This window comes from Clostridium sp. AF22-10 (assembly GCF_003478725.1).
Taxonomy (GTDB): Bacteria; Bacillota; Clostridia; order Lachnospirales; family Lachnospiraceae; genus Otoolea; species Otoolea fessa.
In genome coordinates this window covers 1-18603 of the sequence record NZ_QUFZ01000007.1, presented here as the reverse complement: position 1 = coordinate 18603, position 18603 = coordinate 1, and the positions used below count along the sequence as shown (strand labels likewise).

The window sequence follows — 18603 nt, the reverse complement described above, 5'->3', positions numbered from 1 at the left end:
GACTCTGGTTAGATCAAAAAGAGACAACGAGGAGGTTTGTATATGTTAGTTAGTGCGAAGGAAATGCTTCAGAAGGCAAGAGATGGCAAATATGCGGTTGGTCAGTTCAACATCAACAATCTTGAATGGACCAAAGCGATTTTACTGACGGCACAGGAGCAGAACTCACCGGTTATCTTAGGTGTTTCTGAGGGCGCAGGCAAGTATATGACTGGCTTTAAGACAGTATCTGCGATGGTAAAAGCGATGATCGAAGAGCTGAACATCACGGTTCCGGTTGCGCTGCATCTGGATCACGGCACCTACGAGGGCTGCTACAAATGTATCGATGCTGGATTTTCTTCCATCATGTTTGACGGCTCCCATTATCCGATCGCCGAGAACGTAGAGAAAACCAAAGAATTAGTCAAAGTCTGCGCGGAGAAAGGTATTTCCCTGGAGGCTGAGGTTGGTTCCATCGGCGGCGAGGAAGACGGCGTGATCGGTATGGGCGAATGTGCAGATCCGAACGAGTGCAAGGCGATTGCAGACCTCGGAGTTGATATGCTGGCAGCAGGTATCGGCAATATCCACGGCAAATATCCGGCAAACTGGCCAGGCTTAAGCTTTGAGACGCTGGCAGCCGTAAAAGAAAAAGTAGGCGATATGCCGCTGGTTCTTCACGGTGGTACCGGTATTCCGGAAGATATGATCAAGAAAGCCATTTCTTTAGGTGTAGCGAAGATTAATGTAAATACTGAGTGCCAGCTGGCATTTGCAGAGGCAACCCGCCAGTATATCGAGGCTGGTAAGGATCAGCAGGGCAAAGGATTTGACCCGCGTAAACTTCTTGCACCTGGTTTTGAGGCGATCAAAGAGACGGTTAAGACAAAGATGGAACTGTTTGGTTCTATCGGAAAAGCCTGATGAATAAGTAAGGTTCATGACCGGACTGCAGGGATGTACATTTCGCAACGCGGATATACATACCGGCGGTCCGGTCTGTTTTCATATTAATGTGAGGGATTGAATGAGCGAGATTATCAATGTACCGGAAATTTTCGGAAAAAATGTGTTTAATGACAAGGCGATGCAGGAACGCCTTCCGAAAAGTGTTTACAAAAAACTGAAGAAAACCATTGAAGACGGAGCTGAGCTGGATCCGTCCATCGCAGATGTTGTCGCACACGCGATGAAAGACTGGGCGATCGAGCGCGGTGCGACGCATTATTCCCATTGGTTCCAGCCGCTGACCGGCATTACGGCAGAAAAACATGATGCGTTTATCTCCGTACCGGATTCCAACGGACGCGTTATCATGGAGTTTTCCGGTAAAGAGCTGATTAAGGGCGAGCCGGATGCATCCTCGTTTCCGTCGGGCGGACTTCGTTCCACCTTTGAGGCACGCGGCTATACAACCTGGGATTGTACTTCCCCGGCATTTCTGCGGGAAGATACGCTGGGGGTGACACTCTACATACCGACTGCATTCTGTTCGTACCGCGGCGAAGCACTGGATAAGAAGACACCGCTGCTGCGTTCCATGCAGGCAATCAACGAGCAGGCACTCCGGATTCTCCGCCTGTTTGGAAATACGACTTCCCACCGTGTGATTCCGTATGTGGGACCGGAGCAGGAGTATTTTCTGGTTGATAAGAACAAATATTTACAGAGAAAAGACCTGATCTATACCGGTCGTACCCTGTTTGGCGCGATGCCGCCGAAAGGACAGGAGATGGATGATCACTATTTTGGAAGCATCCGTCCGAGAGTCGGTGCATTCATGAAAGAGTTAAATGAGACACTGTGGCGTCTGGGCGTCAGTGCAAAGACACAGCACAACGAAGTTGCACCAGCACAGCATGAATTAGCACCAACCTATTGTCAGGTCAATCTGGCAGTCGATCACAACCAGATGGTCATGGAGGCGATGAAGCGTGTCGCAGGACATCACGGTCTGACCTGTCTGCTGCATGAGAAACCATTTGACGGAATCAATGGTTCCGGTAAGCACAACAACTGGTCCCTGACGAGCGACGACGGCATCAACATGATGAATCCGGGCGAGACGCCGCACGAAAATGTACAGTTCCTTCTGGTTCTGGCATGCATCATGAAAGCAGTTGACAGACACGCGGATCTGCTGCGCGAGTCCACCGCGATTCCGGGCAACGATCATCGTCTGGGTGCGGCAGAGGCGCCGCCAGCGATCATCTCTATTTTCCTGGGCGAGCAGCTGGAGGATGTTATCGATCAGCTGTGCAGCACGGGCGAAGCCGCACATTCTAAGAAAGGCGAGGTACTTCAGACGGGAGTAGCGACACTTCCGGATTTCGTCAAGGATGCAACCGACCGCAACCGTACTTCACCGTTTGCGTTTACCGGTAACAAATTCGAGTTCCGTATGGTTGGTTCTTCGGATTCTGTTTCATCCCCGAACGTCGTGCTCAACACGATCGTGGCAGAAGCGTTTAAAGAGGCTGCGGACGAATTGGAAAACAGCGATGATTTTGACAGCGCAGTCCATGATATCATCAAGCGTCTGTTTGCAGAGCACCGCCGTATCATTTTCAGCGGAAATGGTTATTCTGAGGAATGGGTTAAAGAGGCAGAGCGCCGTGGACTCCCGAACCTGAAAGCGGGTATCGATTCTGTCGAGGCAATCCGGACCGAGAAAGCGATCAAGCTCTTTGAAGAATTTGGCGTGTACACCCGGACCGAGCTGGAATCCCGTGCCGAGATCGAGTATGAGGCATATTCCAAGACCGTCAACATCGAGGCAAAGACGATGATCGACATGGCGGGCAAGCAGATCATCCCGGCGGTTGTCAAATATACGACCCAGCTTGCTTCCTCCCTGACAGCCGTACGGACTGCCTGTGAGGAAGCCGATGTCAGTGTCCAGAAAGAACTGCTTTTAGAGACCTCTGATAAACTCTCAGAGATGAAGGTGGCATTGGCGGCACTCAAAGATATTCTGGCAAAGGCATCTGCGATCAAGGATAACAAAGAAAAAGCATTCGCCTATCTGCATGAGGTATGCCCGGCGATGGTAGCTCTCCGTAAACCGGCAGACGAGCTGGAAATGCTGGTAGATAAAGAGTTATGGCCGTTCCCGAGTTATGGGGATTTGGTGTTTGAGGTGTAGGCAGCTTTTAGAAGGTATGATTTTAATTAAAAAGATTTTGACCATCGATATAGGCTATGAATCGTTGGTCAAAATCTTTTTTTAACAACACTTATATATTTTGCAAATACGGTTTATTTCCGTCCAGGACCCTGCGTCTGTCCCTCCTGAATCGTATCGCCCTGATTGGAGGTAAATCCGTTAATCCGTTTATCGGACGAATTTGACGAAGAGCCTGACGAGCTGGAGCTTGATGTCGTCGGTGCGGTGTAAGTCGTGCCGTTGCTGTAGATGCGGCTTGGTACATTGCCGGTATCGCTGGTGGAACTGCTGCTTGTCTGGTTATTCGAAGAGCCTGACGAACTGAAAGTCCCGCCCGGCGTGGAAGTGGAGCTGCTGTAGCCGCTTCCAGGAATCGGAACGGTTGTGCCCGACGAAGAACCATTTGACGAGCTGGAGCTGTTGGAACTTCCCGGTGCAGTAAAACTGGTCGAAGGATCGGAACTATTCGAATTGTTGGTGTTACCTGAACTGGAGGTCCCTGAATTGGAATTGTTCGAAGCCGTTCCGCTTGGCCCCGAAGTGCTGCTTGAAGAAGAACTGCCAGACGAAGTCCCTGTTCCCTGTGAAGCACTTGGGTCAAAATAGCTGTCGCTCATGCCGGAGAGACTGGACGGTGGATTCTGGCACGCACCGCTCTTGGCAAAGGTGTATTTCACCGAATCAATCGTCCGGGTTGTGTTCGAAGCCATCTTACCGTTCTCATCCAGATAATAGTAGGTGCCGGATACCTTAATCCAGCCTTTCTGACGGTGTCCGTACTCATTGAAATAGTACCAGGTGCCGTCGATCTGCTTCCAGCCGCGGCTCATATTGCCGTCTGTCTTGTCCATGTAGTAGGTGTTTCCGTTGCTGTCATTGAGCCAGCCAGTCAGCATCTTGCCATCATGGAGATAGTAGTATTCATTTTTAATAAGCTGCCAACCGGTCAGCATTTTTCCATTTTCGTCGAGATAATACCAGGTGCTGTTTACCTTCTGCCATCCAGTCCGCATCGCCCCGTCCGTGCCGAAATAATACCAGGTGCCGTTGTCCATCTTCTGCCAGTTGGTAAACATCCGTCCATCCTCACCCAGATAATACCAGACCGTATCAAGCTGGAGCCAGCCCTTCTGCATCACACCATACTGGTTAAAATAGTACCAGTAGTTGTTGATTTTCTGCCATTTGGTCATCATCTCGCCGCTCTGGTTGAAATAATACCAGGCGGAAGTGGATGAATCCTGACGCCATCCGGTCACCATCTTGCCGGTCGAATCATCCATATAATAATATTTCTCTCCGATATGTACCCATCCGGTATGCTTCTGACCGTCGTCGGTCATGTAGTACCAGTAGTTTCCGTCCTTCAGCCATCCGGCCGCACGGCTCTGGGAAGAAGGAAGCAGCCCCATGGCACCGATCAGGCAGGCAAGCCCAAGCAGTTTTGCATATCTTTTCCGCATCGCGTATCCCCCTTGCAATGTGATTTATCGTTATTTATGATTACAGTAGAAATTAATATCAAAGATGTTGGGGTCAAAAGGCATTTTGACCCCTCTGATACCAGATGCTCCGCACTATATGCTCCCGCAATCTTCAAAAATATTCGTAATTCGCTCATTTTTCTTTGAAAAATGGCTACTTACTCATGTTTTTGGCGGGTCCCAAGGTCAAAAATTCTCCTGCAAGCAAGCTTGCGTCGAACTTCTGACCTTTTGATCCTGGTATCATATCAAATTACTTTATAAGTATAACATAGATAAATGTAAAATACCTAACGGAAATATTACAATTTTAACAAGTCCTCGGAAACAATTTTTCGATAATAATTTTTCGCATACCGGTACATCACGATCGTGTAATCGCCAAATTCGCGTCCTTCCATACTCTTGAAGACCGCCCAGAGCGCCCACAGGAAACCGCCGAGCGCCGCATAGGCATACGTGACAAAGCGTTCTTCGTCTGATGGGGCGTGCTGGAGGTATTCTTCCAGAAGGTGGTCAAGCTCTTCCTGTGAATAATATGAATAAATACTGCACATCGCAATATCAATGAGCGGATCGCACATGCCTGCATACTCCCAGTCGATCAGACGCAGGGAGCCGTCCGGCAGAAACAGGAAATTGTCCGCAACTGAGTCAATATGGGAGAGGCAGCAAGGACGTTCCAGTGTATCCAGCCGATCCATCAGTTCATTCATCCGGGCGCGGACCGCCGGGTAGTCCTCGAACAGCATTTCCTCATGTCCGCGGCAGATCCTTTCATAAAAATCAATCCGTTCCCGAATGCGGAACGTGTGCGGAACCGTCACGCCGGAATGATGCAGCTTCCGCAGCATCTCCATGCAGGCGGCCATCTCCTGCGGATTCTTTGCATCCGCATTCCGAGCGCCCTCATAATACTGGGCGATCTTGTAGCCGGTTTTTCCGTCAAAATACAAAATATGTTCGGTAATGCCAAGCGGTGTGACCGCCTTGTAAACAGCCTCCTCCTCTTTCCGGTTAATCAGAAATTCTGTTCCCGGACCCGGAATGCGGCAGATATAATGTTTTCCATCCAGTTCAAACAGGAACGACTGGTTTGTCATACCAGATTTGAGACAGCGGATGTTGTGTATCGCTTCCTCTTTTACATTGAAAACGTGTGCGACCAGCTGCATGGCGGCATTGTCCGAATGATTCTGATATTTCGGATCAAACAGGCGCAGCTCTTCCAGGTTTTCAAACTCATAGACCTGATCCGCCGGCTGGCAGTTCATCGAAAAATCCAGTTCTTTGATATGATCGACGACAACCTGTTCCCAGTACCATTGTTCTGTGCCAGGCTGATGATAGGCTTCCTCAATGAGCGGAATCAGCTGGTTAGAAAAATCACGCGAGAGGAACGCAGGTCCATACATGACCCAGGAATCATGCCCACCGACCTGCACCGATGTGATACGCCCCTTTTTATTAGAAGAAAGACACCACTCTGACGTCTCACCTTCCATGTAAACGGAAGAGTACCACGCGCCGCACTCATACTTATGGTACATATTATTTCGAATCCAGTTGTCCGAGACAAGCAGATACATATTGCGACCGCGGAACAGCTCGCGGGCATGGTAGATCGTAGCCAAATTATTTTTGGTGGCGTACTCCGGGTTATAGAGGAGTTTGACCTGATATTTGTCGATCAGATATTCAAACTTTTCCTTTAAATAACCGACGATAATTGTGATATCCGTGATCCCCGATTCATGGAGCTGCTTGATCTGGCGCTCAATCATCCGCTCGCCAAACACTTCCAGAAGCCCCTTCGGTGTCTCAAACGTCAGCGGCACAAACCGGGAGCCAAACCCGGCGGCGGTAATGACGGCGCCATCCACTTTAAATTGTTCCAGATACTTAAGCCCCTGTTCGGTCAGCAGATATTTCCCCGTATCCATATCCGTCATGAGAAATGCCTTCTCCAGGCAGTCCCCAAGCAATTTATTCACAGTCCCCAGGGAAAGATTCAAAATCGAAGCAAGCTCCCGCTGGGTTACATCCGGATTCTCATAGAAACTCCGGCAGATCAGTCCATAGCGATCCATATAAAACCTCCTGAATTATTAAATTCTTTTATTTTTCTCTTATATATTCACGTATTTCGTCATCATTATAGATGGATAAGAGTGAAAATAGGTTCTAGCTGTTGTGTGTTCAAAAAATAAAATTAAAAGTGATATATGAACATTATAGCATAAACACAGAGAAAGTAAACGGAAAAAGCAATGCTGCGGGGGGAGAATAAAGACTGTTACTGGGCACGTATGCGTGAATAGTGACGAAAGGCTTGATAAGGTGGTCTGTGGGAAATAAGAAACGTAAAAAATACTGGAAATACAGGCATTTTAGCGGTTAAAACAGGATTGTACAAATATAAATACAATTACGAAACTATAAAGAATTTTCGTAAAAAATCCGTAAGAAAATGCACAGATAAATGTTATGGTATTTTGGAAAAACGTGTATTATAATGTGGATGTATCGGAGAAAGGCAGTACTTCACAGGGAAGAGAAACATAGGAAATACAGACAATATTCCACTTCAAAATAAAAAGTTGGAAATTCTGTAAAAAAACTATTGATAATTTTCCATATCCGAAGTATAATGACCTAGTAATGCAGTTAGGATTTCGAGAAAAATATTTCAAAAAGTAAAAAGGAGAGTGCATTAATTATGAGAAAGCAGACTAAATTAGTTGCAGTACTTTCTGCAGCAGCTTTACTCGCTATGGGTGCTTCCATGACTTCTTTCGCAGCTGGTTGGGAGAAAGATGACGCTGGAGTTTGGCACTACTATGACAGCGATGATGAGATGGTAACCGATGAGTGGAAGAAAGATGGCGGTAAATGGTTCCATCTTGACGAAGATGGTGAGATGGAGACAGATACATGGGTAGATGATGACTACTATGTAGCTGAAGATGGTCATATGCTGACCAACGAGTGGAAGAAGACCGTAGCTGACGAGGATGAGGATGATCCGGAAGACGGCGGCGAGCATTGGTACTACTTCAACAACAAAGGTAAAAAAGTTACCGATACTGATAAGAAGATCAATGGAAAGACCTACTACTTCAACGAAGATGGTGAGATGCAGTATGGCTGGCATGAGGATAACGGCAACGCTACTACTTAGGTACAGAAGACGAGGTTGGAGAGCTGAGTCTCAGTGGCTGTGGCTGGAGAAATCCGGTAACAACGAGAACGATCTGGATGATGATGACGATCTGGAAGTAGTTCTTGATTGTTCCGAAGATGACGACTGTGATGATGAGGGTTGGTACTGGTTCCAGTCTTCAGGTAAAGTTTATCACGGAACAGATAAGAAGAAAATCAACGGCAAATACTACATGTTCAATAATCATGGTCAGATGCTGTATGAGTGGGTTGATGGCAAGGCTGTTAAGGCAGGCTCCAACGCACAGCTTGATGGTAACCTTGGTAAAGGTGAATATGCTACAACCGGCGATATGAGATACTACAACGTAGTTGAAGATGGTTCCAGAGGTAACGGCTGGTATCAGATCGACGGCGCTGAGGATCTGGATGCTGATGGCGATACAGACTGGTACTACATCGATGACGGCGAAATTAAATACGCTGATGGCGGCGCCAAAGATTTCGCTACTTACGATGATGACGGAGCTGTATACGTTCAGAGAATCAAAGTTGAAGGCAAATACTTCTCCTTCAACGAAAAAGGTCAGATGCAGGATGGCTTACAGTACTGCAACGCTGACGGCGGATTCTACTACTTCGATAACAACGGCTATCAGAAGACTGGCCGCGTAACATCTGTAGAGAACGACGATGATGATTACACATTCTACTTCAACACCAAGAATGGTAAGAATGGTCTTGGCTACACTGGTCTGAAAGATGATTATCTGTACTTTAATGGTAAGAGACTGGATGCAGATGATGACTACAGACTGTACTACTATGATGGAGACATCTATCTGACCAATACCAAGGGTAAAGTTCAGAAGAGCTCCAAGAAGTATGACATCGAGAACAAGGGCATCGCTGAGGATGATGTAAAAGTAGAGATCAGCGGCAAGAAAGTTGTATCCGTTACTTTAGCTAGCGGTAAGACAATCAAAGCTGAGGATCTGATTGCTGATGCAGAAGCTCAGTTTGGTAAAGATGTTGTTACAGAGGATCAGATCGTATCTGTACCGTTCATCCAGCTGTATGATGACGATATTTATACCTACACAGAGCTGGCTGGTACTAAGGCTGTTGAAGGTTGGTTAGAATTAAACAAGCCAAACAAATAATTAATCTGAATTTTATTCGATTAGTCATTTGACCTAGGATAATTGAGAAGCGGTATTTCAGGATATTTCCTGGAATGCCGCTTCTTTTTTAGTAAAAAGAGCTCCGATACCTCGAAGTGTTTCGAGATACCACTATATTTGCCCTCTGTCAGTTAAAGAATAGAATATGCAAAACTCTCTGCAGTACTATCATTTTGAGTTTAAGCATATCTTCCAAGTCTTGTTTCACTGATTCTTTCATGATATGATAATAAAAACAACAAATTATCATGATGTGTGATAAACGTGCAGTTTATTAAAAAGAGAGGGAGCTATATGGTATATATTTAAATCCCGGAAACGCAGCTTTTTCAGAAGCGGTGCATTCTCAGATCTATGTAGATAAAACAGAGCTGATTTCTTATACCAACAATGTGCTGGCAACAAACCAGAAAAATATCTGCGTCAGCCGCCCAAGGAGATTTGGAAAATCCATTACAGCCAATATGCTGGCTGCTTATTATAGTAAGGGATGTCAGTCTGATACTTTATTTAAAGACCGAAAAATCAGCTGTTCAAAAGATTATAAAAAATATTTAAACACTTACACAACTATATTTTTAAATATCCAGGAATTTTTAAGTCGAAGCTCTAATGTCGAAGAATTGATTCAGCGGATCCGGCGTTCACTCATGAGAGAAATTCGCCGTGAATATCCAACGATTGATTTTTATGATGAATTAGATCTGACGGAAAATATGAAGGAAATTTATGCTGAAACAAATGAGCCATTTATTATAATCATTGATGAATGGGATTGTATTTTTAGGGAATACGCAGAAGATAAAGCGGCTCAGGAACGATATCTGGATTTCCTTCGTGATTTTCTAAAGGATAAGGCACATATACATCTGGCATATATGACAGGAATATTGCCAATAAAAAAATACGGTACCCATTCTGCGCTCAATATGTTTGATGAATTCTCGATGGCAAATCCAGGTGTTCTGGCGCAATATGTCGGTTTCACAGAAAATGAGGTGCGCTGCCTCTGCTCAGATTATCAAATGGATTTGGCAGAAATCAAAGAATGGTATGATGGATATCGCTTTGAAAAAGCCTCTTCTATTTACAGTCCGCGTTCGGTTGTGGCTGCTATGACTTCTGGTATCTGCGATTCTTATTGGAACCAGACCGAAACATTTGAGGCACTGCGCGGATATATTGACATGAATTTTGATGGGCTGAAAGACGACGTTCTCAGCATGATGGCTGGAGAAATGGTACCGGTCAATACAGGCAGTTTCAGCAATGATATGACGACATTTCACAGCGAGGATGATGTCCTGACTTTGCTGATTCATCTGGGCTATCTGGGATACGATTTCAGCCATAAATCAGTTTTTATTCCTAATAATGAAATCCGTGGAGAGTTTGTAAATGCGGTTTCGGTTTCCCATTGGGGAGAAGTCTCGAAAGCATTGAAAAACTCAGCTGATTTACTTAATGCTATCTGGAAAAAAGACGAAGAAAAAGTAGCTGCTTATATGGAACAGGCTCATTTTGAAACATCCCATTTACAGTATAATGATGAAAATGCACTGAGTTATACTGTATCACTGGCACTCTACGCTGCCAGAAACTTTTATCAGGTTTATCGTGAATTTCCATCGGGATCTGGATTTGCAGATATAGTTTATTTACCGCGAAAAGGATTTCTGGATAAGCCGGCTTTGATTGTCGAACTAAAATGGAACAAATCGGCCGAAGGCGCAATTCAGCAGATATTAAAAAAACAATATTTCCAGAATCTGGAAGATTATTCAGGAAATATGCTGCTGGTTGGAATCAATTATGATTTAAAGACGCGAAAACATGAATGTAAAATTTTAGAATTTAAAAAATGAAAAGCAAGTTATTTGTCACGGCGGCAGTAAAAAGAGATGTTGATTGAGAAATCCTCTTTTTGCGGCCGATGTGATTTGACATCCAATTCAAATCTGAATCATTAAGCTGATAGCTTGATATAAGAGGACTCCGTCACTTCAGAGAAGTCTGAGGTGGCGGAGTCCTCTTTTTGTCAAGGTCGAACGTTGTACCGTTTACTAATTCAATCTTTCAAATATACCAGGCAGCGTTTCTTAAAAAAAGCAATTCCATAACACAAAATTTTATCATAGGAATCCTCAAATTCTTTTGCATACATTTTTTCATCGATCTGGGCAAGTGCTTTTTGGCAGGATTGTTTCATCTGGTCAAGCGTGCTGGAATATTTCACTTCAAAAAGGGCCAATTGTCCATTTTCAGAGTCGTAGACAATCACATCGCTTCGTCCTTCTCCATGCTCTTTATTCGACTCCACCACATAACCGGCACCAGTAAAAATACCTGCCAGAAATGCATGGTAAAAGTCTTCTCGGTAATCATGATAACTGATGGTTTTTCTTAAAAGTTTATTCATCTCATCCGTCATCCTGTCGCTGTTTCCATCCCATACCGCATGAAATAATTCTGTGCGGTTCCAATGTTGTGTTGATTCGTTAAACCATTTTATAATTGTTGACTCAAAAATATCTTTGATTTCCCTATTCGGAATCATCAACGCGGTTGTTCCATCTGGAATAGTTTCTTGAATATCCATCTCTCGAACGCGCGTCAGATAACCGGTTAAATATAAAATACTCCATAAGTTATCCTCGGAAGAATGAAGATAATCATAGGTTAAATTTTCTTCAATCTTTTGGAAAATATATCCGCCGGACAATAATTTTTCCAATTTCATTGTGATACTGCTTCCAGCATAATCAATGAAAGAGCGAATAATTGCATTATCGCTTGTATTCTTCCAATAACTCTCAGGCTTCATGGAAGGATTATGCTGAAGATCCCGAAGATAATTCATCACATCCCACGGGCAATATACATCAAAGCATCCGAAATGATAACCGTCATACCAGGCTTTAATTTCATCCGAATATTCGGCAGTATTGGATTCCTTTAAAATCTGATTTACATCGTTTTGTGTAAAGCCAAAATATTCATTTAATCGAGAATCTGTGATGGTATCCGAAACAAAATTATTGGTTCCAGTGAAGATACTTTCTTTAGCAATTTTCAAGCATCCTGTCACAACCGCAAAGCAGAGGCTGGAATTATCTTTTAATGAGGTACTCATCATTGCTTTCATGATTTCCAGCATTTCCTGATAATACCCATTGCTGCTTGCTTTCGCAACGGGAACATCGTATTCATCCAACAAAAGAATAACTGTCTTCCCATAATAAGCCTGCATCATTTTCATCAAAATCAGGATAGAACCCTTTACATCTGTTGCAGATGCAGTCTGATTTTTTAGTCGTTTAAAAATCTCTTTATATGCATCGCTGACGGCATCGCTTTGCTCCAAATAAGAGTATTCGATGCATATCTGGGATATGACAAATTTCAGCATATCAAAAGCACTGTCAAATGTAATCCCATCTACATCCTTAAAGGTAATAAAAAGAGTCGGACGCTGATTCATCCATGTTTGACAAATAGCTGATTCATGACTGATTTCCAAATCTTGAAATAACGAATGGTTATCATGTCGAATATCGAAAAAATGTTCCAGCATACTCATAGCCAGCGTCTTTCCAAATCGTCTGGGGCGAGTAATCAGCGTGACGTTTGCTGTGCTTTTCTTTAATAATTCCGAAATGAGTCCCGTTTTATCCACATAGTAATATCCATTTTCACGTATCTGAGAAAAATCCGAGACGCCAACCGGAATATTAAGATTCGTCATAGAATCATCGCTCCTTTCGAAAAATCAGGCTGTTTTTATTATCATATCATGAAAGGCTGGGGGAAACAAGGTGGAGAAAGAGATTGAAAAGATAGAAAAAGTCCCCTGGGAATCACCCTAACAAAAAAGGGTTGTTACACCATATAAGTGCACAACCCTTTTCATTTTATTCAGATCTGCCACACGTTTGTGTAACAGCTCTTCTTTAAATGTTATTTGAGATATAGATTATTTATTAGCTACAGCGTTCTGTGCTGCCTCGTAAGCATCTGTATTCTCGTAGTGTGTAACGCCCAGTGCATCCTGATAAATTGCATTGTCGAACAGCTCAATCTTCGGTAATGTAGCGGCGTTCTTATAGGTGCCCTCAGAACCATCTTTAGTAGAAGAGGCAATCTCGTATGTGTTTCTGAACGTAAACTTAACGTCATCACCAAAATTTTCTACATCATACTCTTTAGAAGTAGATTTCTGAAGTTTACCTTTGTTGTTTACCAGATAGTATTTCTCGCCTACAACATAGATTCTGTAATCATCATCTGCTTCCAGTCTCTTGCCATTCCAGTAAAGGTAACCGGATTTCTCACCTGTATAACCCTGACCATTCTTGGTCTCGAAGTAGTAGGTGTAGTTATCATCCTCTTCTTCAACATTAGCAATCTTGCCGGTCTTCATATAACCATCATTGTCGAAGTAGTAGAATTTCTTATCGATCATCTGTAAACCAGTCTGCATCTGACCAATTTCATTGAAGCAGAAGTTCTTGCCATTGATCTTGATCTTCTTGGTATATACTTTAGCACCGTCATCAGTTAAGTCAGTATTGTTCTTCTCACCGTCATCAGCTTTCTTAGCCTTACCGTCTTTGAAGTAATACCAATCGGTATCATCGCCTGCCTTAAGTGCATCAGCACCATCGATCTGATACCAGCCATCAGCTCTCCAGCCCTCTTCAACTACGTTCATGTAACGTACTTCAGAAGCGGTAGCTTCGATGGAATCGCTATCCAGTTTTGCATTGGAAGCCACGTTTGCTTTAACACCATTGATCCACTCATACAGCATCTGACCATGATTGTTGAAGTAGTAGTATTTACCGTTGATCTTTTTCTGCTTAGCGTCTTTGTACATCTTACCGTCGCTACCGAACCAGTACCAACCTTCTTCATCACACGGATCATCATCATCCTGAGAATCATGGCTTACGGCATCTGCTGCATCTTTCTCATCATCATCTTCGGAATCCGGAGCAGCTAACCACAGCCAAGAAGAGTTGGTTCTAGCACCGTCATCCTCTTCGCCTAAGTAGTATACGTTGTTGTTAGAATCAGCATACCAGCCATACTGCATTTTTCCATCTTCATCGAAGAAGTAAGTCTTGCCATTGATCTTTTTATCATCAGAAGTGGTCTTTTTACCCTTGCTGCCGAAGTAGTACCAGCTTTCGCCATCCTCGTCCGGATCATCCTGATCGTCATCGGACACGGTCTTCTTCCACTCGTTAGTCAGCATATGACCATCTTCAGCTACATAGTAGTCATCGTCTACCCAAGAATCTGTCAGCATGTTGCCGTCATCATCCAGATAGAACCACTTACCACCGTCTTTTTTCCACTCGCCTGTTACCATCTCATCGTCGCTGTCATAGTAGTGCCAAACACCAGCGTCATCTTTCTCCCAACCAGCTGCGAAAGAAGTCATGGAAGCACCCATAGCGAGTAAAGCTGCTGCAGAAAGTACTGCAACTAATTTAGTCTGCTTTCTCATAATTAATGCACTCTCCTTTTTACTTTTTGAAATAATTTTCTCGAAATCCTAACTGCATTACCAGGTCATTATACTTCGGATATAGAAAAGTATCGGGAGGTGGGATTTGTCGATTTTTCGTTTCTTTTTTTCGTTGACTTTTCTTTCTTTCCCAAATACAATAGAAGAAAGAAAGAAAGAAAGAAAGAAAGAAAGAAAGGTGAATAGTATGCTTTCGTTTGAGAATCAAGAGGTGGAATTTAAGCAAGAATATGTACCTGAGATTCGAAAAGAAGTAATTGCCTTTGCAAATGCTTCTGGAGGTACTATTTTGATTGGTGTTAGAAAAGATGGAGCAATTATTGGCGTAGATGATCCAGATGCAATCATGCTTCAGGTTGCAGGTTCTTTAAAAGATTCTATCGCACCTGATATTATGCCTTTTGTCAATATAAAAACTGTGGAAATTGACGGAAAAACGGTCGTTGAAATTAATATTGCAACAGGAACGAATCGTCCATATTATATTCGGGAAAAAGGTCTAAAGCCCAGTGGTGTATATGTTCGAAAAGGAAGTTCTTCACAACCCATGACAGATGAGGGCATCCGGGAAATGATCATTCAAAGCGGCAGATGTTCCTATGAAACAAGCCGAAGCATGAATCAGGATTTGACATTTGAGTATTTTGAAAATGAGATGCACAAACGAAAAATTGCGTTTGGAAGATCACAGATGCAAACATTAAAACTGATAGGTGATGATCATTTATACACAAATCTTGCATTGCTATTATCGGATCAATGTGAAGTAACAACAAAAGTGGCTCTTTTTCAAGGAACAGATAAAGCGGTTTTCAGAGATAGAAAGGAATTTTCTGGTTCTATTTTAAAACAATTGGAAGACGTTTATCAGTTTATTGATTTAAACAATAAAACGCAAGCCAGTTTTTCGGGTTTAATCCGTATTGATAAAAAAGATTACCCAGAAGAGGCAATCAGAGAATCTCTTTTAAATAGTATTGTTCATCGAGATTATTCGTTTAGCGGAAGTAATCTTATAAATATTTATGACGATCGTATAGAAATTGTCTCATTGGGAGGATTGGTTTCCGGACTGGAATTAAATTCTATTTTTCTGGGTGTATCGCAGCCAAGGAATCCTAATTTAGCAGCTATTTTTTATCGCATGATGTTAATAGAAAGTTATGGTACAGGAATTGGAAAAATTCAACGAGCCTATGGAGATAACGAAAAAAAGCCTTTTTTTGAAACAGCAAAAGGTGTTTTCCGTGTTACACTTCCAAATAGAAACGAAGGAATACAAAAGCTGTCAAAACCAAGGAAACGTCTGGTAGCAGTTTACCGACAGCCGCTATCTTCTGAAAAAGCTGAAATTCTCTCATATGTAGCAGAGCATAAAAAAATAACAAGAAAAGAAACCGAAGCGCTTTTAAATATAGGTACAACAAAAGCGTATAGGATCTTAAAGGAATTATCCAGTGCCGGAAAATTGCATATAAATGGTTCTGGAAAAAATGTTTATTATACAGGAGAGTAAGCGATTAGCTAAATCAGAACTTAAACGTGCAAACTGGAAGCTCGGATTCCGATTCAGCTTTGCTGACCTGAAAAGATGAAAGAAACCAAATATACCGTTAAATACACGACCGGTTTCAAAAAAGACTACAAACGAGCCATAAAGCGTGGCATGAAGATCGAGCTGCTGGAGCAGGTCGTAGCATTGCTGGCAATGGGCGAGCCGCTGCCGGATAAGAACCGCGACCATGACCTGTCCGGCGATTGGGCAGGTCATCGGGAATGTCATATTCTCCCGACTGGCTGCTTGTGGATGGTGTTTGTCAGCGTGTCAAAATTCTCATACTTGTCAATCAAGGCTATAAATTTCTCTGCTGATTTCTGGCTCTGCTCGTAGCCGGTAACAGCCTTTTCCAGTTCCGCGATCTCAATCTCAAGTTCGTCTTGAAACAAAAATGCTCTAAGTGATTTCTTCACTAACCATGACAAATATCATGATTAAGAAGTCACTTAGAGCATATATCACTTCTTGTTTATCTGTCTTTATTTTTCTTTTGGCTGCACGCAGCGGCTGAATCCCCGCTCGCTTACATAAAGTACGGCTGCGGCCGGAATTGCTGTTACGCAGACAACCAGCAGGTTAAAAATCCATTTAAAATTGGTAATGAAGTGCAGGCTCTGCGGAACTGTGATTTTATCATATAAAAATGCCAGAATCTGTGGATCTCTGGTTAAAGTAAATGCTAAAAATGCCACTCCGATTCCCAGCACAATCGCCATGCCAAAAAGGATTCCCCAGACACTCCAGGTTGTTTTTGTATTAGCTGTCATACTCGATTGCCTCCTTAAAATTGATGGCTTTAGTGTAACGCAAAGATGTGTTCCTTTTGTGAAGAATACATAAAATTTCTGGTTATCTTTGTAAAAAGTATTTTATATACAAAAAGCAGCATACAGAGGCACGATTTTCTTGTTTTCATCAAATACAATTAATGTTGTTTCGCGGACAATCGTCTGACTGGATATATGAGAAAGAATCGGAACCAAGTATTCAGGACTAATGTCTTCATCAAATGTCTGCTTAAGCTTTGGATTTGTATCAAAATTAAAGTAAACAGTATTTTCGTAATGGGTACGTCCAAATTCGAGAACAGAATAGGTTTTGCCTACCTGTCTGGCCCCCTGCAATATCAATGGTTTGCGATGTTTACTGTTTTTCCAGTATTCTAAAAATATTGTAATTTTTCGATACATGAAAACACCTCCCGATACTTTTCCATATCCGAAGTATAATGACCTGGTAATGCAGTTAGGATTTCGAGAAAAATATTTCAAAAAGTAAAAAGGAGAGTGCATTAATTATGAGAAAGCAGACTAAATTAGTTGCAGTACTTTCTGCAGCAGCTTTACTCGCTATGGGTGCTTCCATGACTTCTTTCGCAGCTGGTTGGCAGAAAGATGACGCTGGTGTTTGGCACTACTATGATAGCGATGATGAGATGGTAACAGGCGAGTGGAAAAAAGATGGCGGTAAATGGTTCCACCTCGATGATGAGGGAGATATGGAGACCAACACATGGGTAGACGATGACTACTATGTAGGCGAAGATGGCGCTATGCTGACAAACGCTTGGAAGTATACTATGTCTGATGATGATCAGGATGATCCGGATTCCGATGGTAAGCATTGGTACTATTTCAACAACAAGGGTAAAAAAGTTGCTGATCAGGATAAGAAGATCAATGGTAAGACATACCTTTTCAACGAAGATGGTGAGATGCTGTATGGTTGGCAGGATTGGCAAGGAGCTATTTACTACTTCGGTGAAGAGATGGATGGCGCAAGAACAGAGAATAAGTGGCTGTGGCTTGAGAAATCCGGTATGTTAGATACTGATGAGGATGTACAGAAAACAGTTCCTGGTTGCAGTGAAAATGACATCTGTGATGACGAAGGTTGGTACTGGTTCAATGCTTCCGGTAAGATGTACAAAGACGCCGCTAAGAAGAAAATCAACGGAAATCCTGCAAGTTTCTGCAGTTCCTTCGGATTGTTGAAGCGGCTGATATCACCTACTTCTGCAAGGAATCCTGACACTGTCCTGATTCCCACACCTTTGATCTCTAACAGCTTTTCAGCCATCGGAATCTTTCTTATCAGTTCTTCAATTAGAACCATAACTTCCTGTAGACGCGTATTTCTGGATTCATAGTCCTCCAGAAGCATTCGAATTTCCATTCTTGCAGACACCGCACCTTCTTTGCTTCCAACGCTGTGCTCAGCAGCTTCTATCAGGGTCTTCGCCCTCGCCTTTCCAACTGCTCTTAACTTCTCATCACGCCAGATTTGGTTCACTCCATCGATACCTAACGTCAGGATATCTTCAGGGAGTGGTGCTGCTTTAAGGATTAGCATTCCGCTCTTGGCATCCGGCTTTCCGTATACCGTCTTATATTCAGGAAAATATATATTGAACCAACGACTGATTCTGTTTTGAATTCTTGTAAGTTCCGCCTGTAACTGGAATCTTATGTTTGATGCTGTTCTAAGATCAGCATAAACACCATCCGGCAGATATGGGATCATGTAACGTCCCT

General features: G+C 43.1%; 13 protein-coding genes and 3 pseudogenes. 8 read left to right on the top strand and 8 right to left on the bottom strand.

Annotated elements, in window-relative coordinates:
* Positions 1-42: 42 nt before the first annotated feature.
* Entirely contained in the window at positions 43-906 is an 864-nt protein-coding gene (fba, locus tag DWX91_RS06590) for a class II fructose-1,6-bisphosphate aldolase (protein WP_022360285.1), read from the top strand.
* Between the two features lie 103 nt (positions 907-1009).
* Positions 1010-3127, top strand: coding sequence for a glutamine synthetase III (locus DWX91_RS06585; RefSeq protein ID WP_117796044.1), 2118 nt, complete (start codon positions 1010-1012; stop codon positions 3125-3127).
* A 113-nt stretch (positions 3128-3240) separates the two neighbouring features.
* Here the strand turns inward: DWX91_RS06585 and DWX91_RS06580 are convergent, their stop codons facing one another.
* On the bottom strand, positions 3241-4611 hold the full coding sequence (locus DWX91_RS06580) for an N-acetylmuramoyl-L-alanine amidase family protein (RefSeq protein ID WP_118538535.1): 1371 nt from the start codon (positions 4609-4611) through the stop codon (positions 3241-3243).
* Positions 4612-4934: 323 nt separating this feature from the next.
* On the bottom strand, positions 4935-6722 hold the full coding sequence (locus DWX91_RS06575; RefSeq protein WP_118523982.1) for a phosphotransferase: 1788 nt from the start codon (positions 6720-6722) through the stop codon (positions 4935-4937).
* Positions 6723-7351: 629 nt separating this feature from the next.
* Here DWX91_RS06575 and DWX91_RS17960 point away from each other — a divergent pair.
* The 3 genes from DWX91_RS17960 (at position 7352) to DWX91_RS06565 (ending at position 10843) form a co-directional block, all read left to right on the top strand.
* Positions 7352-7813, top strand: coding sequence for a hypothetical protein (locus DWX91_RS17960; RefSeq protein ID WP_412693847.1), 462 nt, complete (start codon positions 7352-7354; stop codon positions 7811-7813).
* Complete coding sequence (locus DWX91_RS06570; protein WP_412693846.1) at positions 7776-8957, top strand: hypothetical protein; 1182 nt, start codon at positions 7776-7778, stop codon at positions 8955-8957. Before DWX91_RS17960 ends, DWX91_RS06570 begins: the two co-directional genes overlap by 38 nt.
* 359 nt (positions 8958-9316) lie before the next feature.
* Entirely contained in the window at positions 9317-10843 is a 1527-nt protein-coding gene (locus tag DWX91_RS06565; RefSeq protein ID WP_412693845.1) for an AAA family ATPase, read from the top strand.
* A gap of 203 nt (positions 10844-11046) precedes the next feature.
* Here the strand turns inward: DWX91_RS06565 and DWX91_RS06560 are convergent, their stop codons facing one another.
* Together DWX91_RS06560 and DWX91_RS06555 are read right to left on the bottom strand one after the other, a co-directional pair.
* Positions 11047-12723, bottom strand: coding sequence for an AAA family ATPase (locus tag DWX91_RS06560; RefSeq protein ID WP_118538531.1), 1677 nt, complete (start codon positions 12721-12723; stop codon positions 11047-11049).
* 228 nt (positions 12724-12951) lie between these two features.
* Entirely contained in the window at positions 12952-14490 is a 1539-nt protein-coding gene (locus DWX91_RS06555) for a glucan-binding protein (protein WP_118538529.1), read from the bottom strand.
* Positions 14491-14596: 106 nt separating this feature from the next.
* Between DWX91_RS06555 and DWX91_RS06550 the strand changes: the two genes are divergently transcribed.
* Positions 14597-16027, top strand: a complete 1431-nt coding sequence (locus tag DWX91_RS06550; protein WP_243098994.1) for an RNA-binding domain-containing protein — start codon at positions 14597-14599, stop codon at positions 16025-16027.
* A gap of 75 nt (positions 16028-16102) precedes the next feature.
* Positions 16103-16317: pseudogene (locus DWX91_RS17955) on the top strand (type II toxin-antitoxin system YafQ family toxin); the annotation flags it as partial.
* A 40-nt stretch (positions 16318-16357) separates the two neighbouring features.
* Here the strand turns inward: DWX91_RS17955 and DWX91_RS17950 are convergent.
* The 3 genes and pseudogenes from DWX91_RS17950 to DWX91_RS06535 form a co-directional block, all read right to left on the bottom strand.
* Positions 16358-16482: pseudogene (locus DWX91_RS17950) on the bottom strand (hypothetical protein); the annotation flags it as partial.
* Positions 16483-16548: 66 nt separating this feature from the next.
* A complete protein-coding gene (locus DWX91_RS06540) occupies positions 16549-16836 on the bottom strand; it encodes a hypothetical protein (RefSeq protein ID WP_107001445.1) in 288 nt (95 codons plus the stop codon).
* A 102-nt stretch (positions 16837-16938) separates the two neighbouring features.
* Positions 16939-17259, bottom strand: a complete 321-nt coding sequence (locus DWX91_RS06535) for an AAA family ATPase (RefSeq protein ID WP_107001446.1) — start codon at positions 17257-17259, stop codon at positions 16939-16941.
* A gap of 107 nt (positions 17260-17366) precedes the next feature.
* Between DWX91_RS06535 and DWX91_RS06530 the strand changes: the two are divergent.
* Positions 17367-17807: pseudogene (locus DWX91_RS06530) on the top strand (glucan-binding protein); the annotation flags it as partial.
* Positions 17808-17821: 14 nt separating this feature from the next.
* On the opposite strand, the gene DWX91_RS17945 reads toward DWX91_RS06530, so the two are convergent.
* Positions 17822-18148, bottom strand: a complete 327-nt coding sequence (locus DWX91_RS17945) for a transposase (RefSeq protein WP_412693850.1) — start codon at positions 18146-18148, stop codon at positions 17822-17824.
* Between the last annotated feature and the right edge of the window lie 455 nt (positions 18149-18603).

Excerpts from the sequence above, each read along its gene's own strand:
- fba (WP_022360285.1), top strand. The coding sequence starts at position 43 with ATGTTAGTTAGTGCGAAGGAAATGCTTCAGAAGGCAAGAGATGGCAAA.
- DWX91_RS06585 (WP_117796044.1), top strand. The coding sequence starts at position 1,010 with ATGAGCGAGATTATCAATGTACCGGAAATTTTCGGAAAAAATGTGTTT.
- DWX91_RS06580 (WP_118538535.1), bottom strand. The coding sequence starts at position 4,611 with ATGCGGAAAAGATATGCAAAACTGCTTGGGCTTGCCTGCCTGATCGGT.
- DWX91_RS06575 (WP_118523982.1), bottom strand. The coding sequence starts at position 6,722 with ATGGATCGCTATGGACTGATCTGCCGGAGTTTCTATGAGAATCCGGAT.
- DWX91_RS17960 (WP_412693847.1), top strand. The coding sequence starts at position 7,352 with ATGAGAAAGCAGACTAAATTAGTTGCAGTACTTTCTGCAGCAGCTTTA.
- DWX91_RS06570 (WP_412693846.1), top strand. The coding sequence starts at position 7,776 with ATGGCTGGCATGAGGATAACGGCAACGCTACTACTTAGGTACAGAAGA.
- DWX91_RS06560 (WP_118538531.1), bottom strand. The coding sequence starts at position 12,723 with ATGACGAATCTTAATATTCCGGTTGGCGTCTCGGATTTTTCTCAGATA.
- DWX91_RS06555 (WP_118538529.1), bottom strand. The coding sequence starts at position 14,490 with ATGAGAAAGCAGACTAAATTAGTTGCAGTACTTTCTGCAGCAGCTTTA.
- DWX91_RS06540 (WP_107001445.1), bottom strand. The coding sequence starts at position 16,836 with ATGACAGCTAATACAAAAACAACCTGGAGTGTCTGGGGAATCCTTTTT.
- DWX91_RS06535 (WP_107001446.1), bottom strand. The coding sequence starts at position 17,259 with ATGTATCGAAAAATTACAATATTTTTAGAATACTGGAAAAACAGTAAA.
- DWX91_RS17945 (WP_412693850.1), bottom strand. The coding sequence starts at position 18,148 with ATGGCTGAAAAGCTGTTAGAGATCAAAGGTGTGGGAATCAGGACAGTG.